This is a genomic window from Streptomyces sp. NPDC051921 (assembly GCF_040680975.1).
In the GTDB taxonomy this organism is placed as follows: domain Bacteria; phylum Actinomycetota; class Actinomycetes; order Streptomycetales; family Streptomycetaceae; genus Streptomyces.
In genome coordinates, this window is the sequence record NZ_JBFAXU010000019.1 from 178,803 (window position 1) to 186,520 (window position 7,718).

Annotated in this window: 6 protein-coding genes; 2 read left to right on the forward strand and 4 right to left on the reverse strand. The window is 73.3% G+C overall.

The genetic code is table 11. From position 1 onward, the window contains the following. Positions 1-6 precede the first annotated feature (6 nt). The 3 genes from AB0M16_RS24890 to AB0M16_RS24900 all read right to left on the reverse strand — a co-directional run bounded on the left by AB0M16_RS24890 (position 7) and on the right by AB0M16_RS24900 (position 5,255). A complete protein-coding gene (locus AB0M16_RS24890) occupies positions 7-804 on the reverse strand; it encodes an endonuclease (RefSeq protein WP_365346469.1) in 798 nt (265 codons plus the stop codon). A gap of 36 nt (positions 805-840) precedes the next feature. Then, complete coding sequence (locus AB0M16_RS24895; RefSeq protein WP_365346471.1) at positions 841-2,319, reverse strand: hydrolase; 1,479 nt, start codon at positions 2,317-2,319, stop codon at positions 841-843. Positions 2,320-2,591: 272 nt separating this feature from the next. After that, positions 2,592-5,255: an FAD/NAD(P)-binding protein gene (locus tag AB0M16_RS24900; protein ID WP_365346473.1), complete on the reverse strand. Its 2,664-nt coding sequence runs from the start codon at positions 5,253-5,255 to the stop codon at positions 2,592-2,594. A 285-nt stretch (positions 5,256-5,540) separates the two neighbouring features. Here AB0M16_RS24900 and AB0M16_RS24905 point away from each other — a divergent pair, with 285 nt between their 5' ends. Beyond that, positions 5,541-6,002 (forward strand): Rrf2 family transcriptional regulator, encoded by a 462-nt coding sequence (locus AB0M16_RS24905; protein WP_365346474.1) that lies wholly within the window; start codon positions 5,541-5,543, stop codon positions 6,000-6,002. Between the two features lie 55 nt (positions 6,003-6,057). Here the strand turns inward: AB0M16_RS24905 and AB0M16_RS24910 are convergent, their stop codons facing one another. Next, entirely contained in the window at positions 6,058-6,513 is a 456-nt protein-coding gene (locus tag AB0M16_RS24910) for an Lrp/AsnC family transcriptional regulator (RefSeq protein ID WP_365346476.1), read from the reverse strand. Between the two features lie 108 nt (positions 6,514-6,621). On the opposite strand from AB0M16_RS24910, the gene AB0M16_RS24915 reads away from it, so the two are divergent. Then, positions 6,622-7,718 (forward strand): asparaginase (locus tag AB0M16_RS24915; RefSeq protein ID WP_365346478.1); only part of this gene is annotated, 1,097 nt, incomplete at its 3' end.

Genomic DNA, 7,718 nt, shown 5'->3' on the forward strand with positions numbered 1-7,718 from the left:
CTCGGGTCACCAGATTGCCTCGACCCACTCCGGGTGGTCGATGAACGGATTGCGGTTGCCCTGGTAGGAGTTGTAGATGACGTCGTTGCGGCGCTCCTCGAAGGCGCTCGGCGGGTCCTGCTCGTTCCACTGCTTCAGGACCGAGAGGCGGCCGTGGAGGGGCACGCTGCCGTTGATGGAGTCGTTGGCCTCCAGGTCGGGCCAGGCGTCGTCGCCCTCGTAGCGGACGGCCATGTACAGGATCATCCGGGCCACGTCGCCCTTGTCGGCGTCGCGCGGCTCGAAGGAGTTGGCGTCCGTGTAGCTGCCCGGCGCGCCGCTGACCGCGCTGCCGCCGTTGTCGAAGTCCTTGTTGCCGCGCGTGCTGTTGACCTGGACGTCGCAGGCGCGCAGGTGGTGCAGGTCGGTGCCGGGGCCGGCCGAGGTGCCGAAGTTGCCGTGCGACTGCGCCCACACGTGCTCGCGGTTCCAGTCGCCGACGTCGCCGCCGTTCAGGCTCTTGCTGCGGGAGACGCCGCTGTAGAGCAGGAGCACGTTGCCGGCGTTGTTCGGGTCCTGGTCGGTGACCTTGAGCGCGTTCCAGACCGCGTCGTACGAGATCTTGCTCTGGCTGCTGATGATGGTGTGCAGCGAGGACTTGAGGCTCGTGCCGGTCTTGCCGACCGCGTTCTTGTAGTACGTGCTGTCGTACGCGGTGGTCGTGGCGCCGGCGGGGGTCGCGGTCACGGCGGGAAGGACGAGGCCGGTGAGGGCGGCGGATATCGCGGCCCAGGTCTTCCAACCGCGTCTGTGCGCAACGGACATGGGTGTGGTGTCCCTTCTGGGGTGGGGGAGAGGGTGTCAGCCGACGGTGAGCGAGGTGTCGTCGATCACGAAGGAGGTCTGCAGGGTGGAGCCCTCCGTGCCGGTGAACTTCAGCGTCACGGTCTGGCCCGCGTAGGCGGCCAGGTCGAACGAGCGCTGCACGTAGCCGCTCGACGCGCTGAGGTTCGAGTAGGTGGCGAGGGTGGACAGCACGGTGCCGCCGCTGTTCAGGACCTGGACCTTGAGCGTGTCGTACGCGGTGGTCGTGGTGGTCTCGGCGGTGTCGATGCGCGTGGCGAAGCCGAGGGCGGCGGTGGTGCAGCCCGCCGGGATCGTCACCGTCTGGGCGAGCGTGTCGGTGTGGGCGGAGCCGTAGCCGCTGAGCCAGGCCTTGTACGAGCCGGTACGGGCGGGGCGGGCGGTGTCGTTGGTGATGACGCCGGGCGAGGCGGTCCAGGAGACGTCACCGGACTCGAAGCCGGGGTTGGCGAGCAGCTGGCCGGCGGTACAGGTGCCGCCACCACCGCCCCCGCCCCCGCCGGTGGTCGCCTTCGAGAGCCAGTCGGTGGCGTTGAGGGCGAGCGCCGCGTTCGTGCCCGCGGGATCGTTCCAGCCGTCGTACAGCGTGTTGCCGGACTGGCCGGTGCCGTCGTCGACGGGGGAGCTGTCGCCCCAGACGGCGACCCGGCCGCTGCCGAAGGTGCTGGTCGCGAAGAACGCGCCGGTCGTGCCGGAGGAGCCCGTTCGGTAGACCAGGCCCTTGACCGCCGGGTTGTCGGCCGGCTTGAGGGTGACGGTGGTGCCGCTGCGGATGATGCTGCCGGTCACCTTGCCGAAGGCGCCGTTGAGGACGGGGTCGGCGGTGTCGGTGATCGCGCGCGGATTGTCGGTCTGGACGGTGCCGGTGTCGACGGTGAAGCCGAACGGGTCGGTGTTGTCGACGCCGTTGTCGGCCATCAGGTCGTTGATCACCTCGACCGCGTCCCAGCCGTCGTTGTTGCGGTCGGCGCCGGTGTGGTCGGAGACGAGGAACAGCCCGCCGCCGTTCTGGACGAACCTCAGGACCGCGGTCTTCTCGCTCGCGCCGAGGCGCACGTTGGGCTCGGGCAGCACGAAGGTGTCGAAGTTCTGCAGGTCGGTCGCGGCGGCGGTGCCGTACGTGATGGTGCCGCCGGACGGAAGGGTCTTGAGCGCGTAGCGGCCGGTCTTCTGCAGAGCCACGCCCCAGGCGGAGACGGCTCCCGTCCAGTCGGTCTCGACGGAGGGTGTGGGGTCCTGGGTGAGCGGGTCGGGCTGGCCGGTGCCGATGATCCAGTCGGCGTTGCCGGCGGTCTCCGCCTTGGAGTTGTCGAAGAGCACGCGCAGCGGAGTGGCGGCGGCGGCCTCGGGAGCGGTGGTCGCATCGGGCGTGGCGGCCGCGGGTGAGCCGAGGGCGGTGGAGGCCGCGGCGGCGAGGAGGGTGCCGCAGGCGGCCAGGGTGGCGAAACGGCGAGGGGACCTTCTGAGTCCGAGCATCCGTCAGACCTCCGTGGGGGGATGGGGGGAAGGGCGGAAGGCGGTGCGGGCGCCCACTCTGCGCGCGTAGAACGTCGGGTGTCGAACCTCGCGCACACGTGTTGTTGAACGGTACATGACGATCTCGCGCTGCGGAATGCCCTGCTCCGTGGGGTGGTTGACGGAGCGTTTCCGGCATTCCGCGGGAAACGGGAAGGGCCCGCCGCACGGGGTGTGGCGGGCCCTTCCCGTCGGGTCTCCGGAATGTCCCGGATTCCCCCTGGTTCCTTCGGTCAGGAGCCGAGTCCGGCGAGCCGGCGGCGGTCCAGCGGCGAGGCGCGGCGGTCGAGGCGCTGCTCCAGGAGGTGGCGCGCGGAATCGCGGTGACCGGCCTCCAGCAGGGCGTACAGCAGCGTCTCCTCGACGACTTCGCGCTGTGCCGCGCTGCCCCCTACCCGGCGCAAGGAAGGCAGCAGACCGTGCAGTCGCTCCGCCGCCGTGGCCCACTCCTCCTCCAGTACGGCCTCCAGGGCACTGCACAGCGGGACGACGACCTCCCGCTGCACGGGGTCCGCTCCGGCCGCGTGGGTGCGCAGCCGGCGCAGGGCGGCCAGATCGCCCGCGGCGGTGAGGGCGACGGCGCTGTGCAGGGCGGTGAACGCCGTCGAGGGGCGCTCGACCAGGTCGCGGGCGACCGAGTCCAGCACCCCGTCGACGGGCATGCGGCCGGTCCAGTTGCGGGACATGCGGGCCCGCCAGAGCAGCGAACCCGAGTCGACCAGCGCCCGCACGCCGTTCACCTGGCCCGGGGCCAGCTGGGCGAACCAGCGACGGCGGACCGCGGCGGAGTCGTCGAGCGCGAGTTCGTGCAGCGCCACGTGCCAGGAGAAGTGCGCCCGGTGCACGGCGCCCCGGCCCTGGCCGCCGATCCACCCGTCGAGCCAGTCCCGGCCCGTCTGGTGCGCGCCCGACTCGTAGTGCACGTGGGCGAGGGCGTGCACGGCGTGGCCGGAGGCCGGTTCCGCGGTGAGCGCCGCCTCGGCGAGCTCGCCCGCCTCGTCGATCCGGCCCTGCTCCTGACGGACGAAGGAGAGCAGCGAGGTGTGGAACCAGTGGCCGCCGTAGGCCGGGGCTGTGCCCTCCACCAGGCGCAGGGCCAGGGTGCCGTCGAGGTCCCCGACACCGGCGAACGCGATGGTGGGCACCGCGATGCCGAGCGCGAACGCGTCGCCGGGAAAGCGGTCCAGATGGTCGACGAGCGCCTTGTCGCCGTCCCCGGCGCCGGGCGTGTCGTGCTCCCGGATCCGGCGCGTGACGACGTCGACGAACGAGCGCTCCCGCTCGTCCGCCCGTTCCCGCGCACCGCGCTGGGCGTCCGCCAGCGCCCGCGCCACGTCGACGTCGGCTCCGCCCTCGTGACCGAGCAGCGCGAGCGCCGCGTGTCCGAGCGCGAAGCCGGGGTCCAGTTCGGTGGCGCGGGTGAACGCCTCGGCCGCCTTCGCCCGTACGGTGACCACCCGGCCGAGTCCGGTACGGAAGGCCGCGGCGGCCGCGCCATGGGTCGACAGCGGCAGCCCGAACTGGTCGACGGGCCGCCGGCGCGCCGCCCGCACGGTGCGGGGGAGCGGAGCGAGGACGGCCTCCGCGATCTCCTTCGCCTGGACACGGATCTCGGGGATCGCGGTCGTCTCCCACAACTCGCCCCGGCGGGGCGCGCCCAGGGTGTACAACGGGCGGTCGGCCCGGCCGAGCGGGTCGCGCAGCCGGCCCGACTCGGTGGCCACGCCGATGCCCAGGGGGCCGGGCACGGCGAGCCCGTCGGCGAGCAGCCCGCGCCACAGAGGGTCGCCGCCGGCGTCGGCCCGAAGCCCCGGCCCCGTACAGTCCACCACCCATCCCGCGCGCAGCTCGCGGCCGTCGGACAGGGTCACGACGAGGCCGCCGTCCTGCGCCGGTGCGGCGGCCGCCACCCGGCCGCTGTGGATCCGCAGCCGTCGGGCCGCGCACGCCCGGGCGACCGATTCGGCCGTGGACGGTGCCATTCGGTGCCGGTGCACGTTCCAGAGCGTGGCGTCGCGGCCCAGGAACTCCGTCCGCCCGTCGTCGTCGAGGCCCTGCCAGAGCTGGGCGATCCAGGGCCGTAGCCCGTCGAACGCGGGCCGCCAGTCGCCCTGCGTCCGGCGCGTCTCGGCGACGTACCGGACGACCGCCCGGCGCAGCTGGGGGAACGGGAGCGCGGCGAGGTCCTTGGGCGGCAGTACGGCGGGCAGCGGGGCGACCGCGTGCGGCTGGGGCAGCAGCCCGGTGCGGGACACCGCGTGCACCGTGCGGCCGGGCCGGTCGAGGACGAGCGCGAGGTCGATCGCGGTCAGACCGGTGCCCACGAGCAGGACGTCGTCCGACGCCGCCACGGCGTCGAGCGCGCCGGGCGCCCAGGGGCGGGCGATGAACCGGTCGGAACCGGAGAGTTCGGCAGGCGCCCAGTCGGCCCGGCCGGCCGCGGGCCCGGTGGCGAGGACCACGCTGTCCGCCGTCACCGTCCCGCCGTCGGCGAGGCGGAGCTCGAGCCGTCCTCCGGGCCCGTCGGTGCAGCCGGTGGCCCGGGTGCGGAGCCGCCGTACCGAGACCGTGCCGTGCGCCGCGATGATGGCACGGCCGAGCGTGTCGGCGAGATAGGCGCCGTAGCGGTAGCGGGAGGCGAAGTCCGAGGCGGTGACGGTGGATTCGCCGTGCCGGGAGAGCCAGCGCAGGAAGTGGCCCGGGTCGTCCGGGTAGCAGCTCATGCCTCCGACCGGCACGTTGAGCCGGTGCTCGGGGACCTCGGTGGCGTACGCGACGCCCCGGCCGGCCTCCGGCGCGGGGTCGATGAGGACCAGGTCGAGCGGCGTGTGCCGCCGCGCTGCCGCCTCGCAGACCTGGACGGCGACGAGCGCACCGGCCGCGCCCGCGCCGACCACGACGACGGTCGGGCGAGGACGGGCGGACGCGGAGGTCGCGGCGGACTCGGCAGATACGGCAGATTCGGCGGACGCGGCAGACTCGGCGGACGGCACAGGCACCTCCGGGGCGGGGCGGGGCGGGACGGGGCGGGGCGGGCACGGCAACGGCAATGTTCACTATGTCGATGAACAAACTGCACAGGCAACGCCCGTTTTGGACAACGGCGCCTCGCCGGAGCGCCGTTCACAGGTCGGGGCCGCCGCCGGGGGCGGATCTCCCGCCGCTCGTGAGACATTGAGGCGGTGAGGATCTCAGCACGAACGGACTACGCCATCCGGGCCATGGCGGAGCTGGCCGGCGCCCCGGACCGGCCGCTCAAGGCGGAGGACATCGCCGGGCGCCAGGACATCCCGGTGCGCTTTCTCTTCGTGGTGCTCAGCGAACTGCGCCAGGCCCGTCTCGTGACGAGCGTGCGCGGCCCGGACGGCGGCTACTCGCTCACCCGGCCGCCCGAGGAGATCACACTGGCCGACGTCATCCGGGCGATGGACGGGCCGCTCGTCAGCGTGCGCGAGCTGAAACTGACGGGTCTGGAGTACCAGGGCGCGGCGGCCCCGCTGCCCGACGTGTGGCGGGCCGTGCGGACGAGCCTCCGTCAGGTCCTGGAGGGCACGACCCTCGCCGACCTGGTGACGGGGGAACTGCCCGCCCTCGTGCAGGAGCGGGCCCGCACGTACCAGGACGACGTGCGGACGTATCCGTAGGCCGGCGGCCCTCCCCTGCCGGGCCCCCCGCGGGCGCCCCCGGCCGACGGCCGGCTCAGCGGTCCACCGGCAGGCCCCGCGGCTCCTTGACCCGCTTCATGATGATCTGCGAGTTCACCTCGGTGACCCCGGTCAGGGTCGTCAGGCGCTCGATCCACAGGCGCTCGTACGCCGAGAGGTCAGCGACCGCGATCCGCAGCAGGCAGCCCGGGCTGCCGAAGAGGCGGTACGCCTCGATCACGTCCGGGATGTCCTGGAGCGCCTCCTCGAACGCCTCCACCGTCTCCCGGTCCCGCTTCACCTCCACCGACACCAGGACCTCGAAGCCGCGCCCGACCGCGTCGGGATCGATCACCGCGCGATAGCCCTGGATCACACCGTCCTGTTCCAGTTGACGCACCCGGCGCATGCAGGGGGAGGGGCTGAGGCCGATCCGCTGGGCGAGCTCCTGGTTGCTCAGTCGGCCGTCCTGCTGAAGCTCGCGCAAGATCTGAAGATCGATTCGGTCCATGGCGCAATTATCCACCACGGAGTTCATGAGTCCGGGTTGATTTCGCAATCGCATTGCGCATCGGTTGGCCTATCGTTGCCGCGCACCCCGAGGAAGGACAGCGCCATCATGAAGTGGACGCGCGACGCCCGGCCGCGCCGCATCGTGGTCATCAGCACCGGCGGCACCATAGCCAGCCGCTGGACCGGCAGCGGGTACGCCGCCGACGCGTCGGGCGACGACGTCGTCGCGACCGCCGCGGTACCCGACAACGTGCACGTCGAGGTCGTCGACCTCTTCAACGTGAACAGCTCGCGGATGACCACCGACCGCCAGCTCGCCCTGCTGCGCACCGTCCACGAGACCCTCGCCGACCCCGGCGTCGACGGCATCGTCGTCACCCACGGCACCGACACCCTCGAGGAGTCGGCCTTCTTCCTCGACCTGCACCACGCCGACCCGCGCCCGGTGGTCTTCACCGGAGCCCAGCGCCCCTTCGGCACGGGCGACGGCGACGGCCCCGGCAACCTCTACGACGCCCTCCAGGTCGCGGCCACCGTCCACGGCCTCGGCGTCCTCGTCGTCTTCGACGGCCTCGTCCACGCCGCCCGCGGCACCGTCAAGACCAAGACGCTCGCCGCCGACCCCTTCGCCGACCCGTCCGGCGAACGGCTCGGCCGCCTCGGCTTCGGCCAGGTCGACGTCGAGCGCGAGCCCGAGCGCCCCGCGCCGCTCCCGCTGCCCGCCGAGGGCCGGGCGGCGCCGCGCGTCGACATCGTCATGCACCACTCCGACGGCGACCCGGTCCTCTTCGAGGCGGCCGTCGCCGCCGGCGCCCGCGGCATCGTGCTCGTCGGCACCGGCGCCGGCAACGCGACCCCCGAGATGGCCGAGGCCGTCGCACGCGCCGTCGACCAGGGCGTCCACGTCGTGCTGTCCACCCGCGTCGCCTCCGGGCCCGTCGCCGAGGTCTACACGGGCGGCGGCGCCGTCGACCTGGCCGCCGCCGGTGCCGTCCTCGCCGGCACCTTGCGGCCCGGCCAGGCCCGCATCGCCCTGCTGGCCGCGCTCCTCGCCGACGGCAGCTCTCCGGAGCGCCGCACCGCGCTGCTGCGCAGCCTGCTCGAAGGGGTCATCTCTGCGGCCTCCGTCTGTTCCGTCAACCGTTCGCGAAGCGTCGAGGCGTCGCCGGACCGTCGTCGTCGGGGTTCGTCGACCGGCCCGGC

What these genes read in the sequence shown, in the direction of transcription:
- AB0M16_RS24910 (WP_365346476.1), bottom strand. Translation starts at nt 6,513, where the DNA reads ATGGACCGAATCGATCTTCAGATCTTGCGCGAGCTTCAGCAGGACGGC.
- AB0M16_RS24895 (WP_365346471.1), bottom strand. Translation starts at nt 2,319, where the DNA reads ATGCTCGGACTCAGAAGGTCCCCTCGCCGTTTCGCCACCCTGGCCGCC.
- AB0M16_RS24890 (WP_365346469.1), bottom strand. Translation starts at nt 804, where the DNA reads ATGTCCGTTGCGCACAGACGCGGTTGGAAGACCTGGGCCGCGATATCC.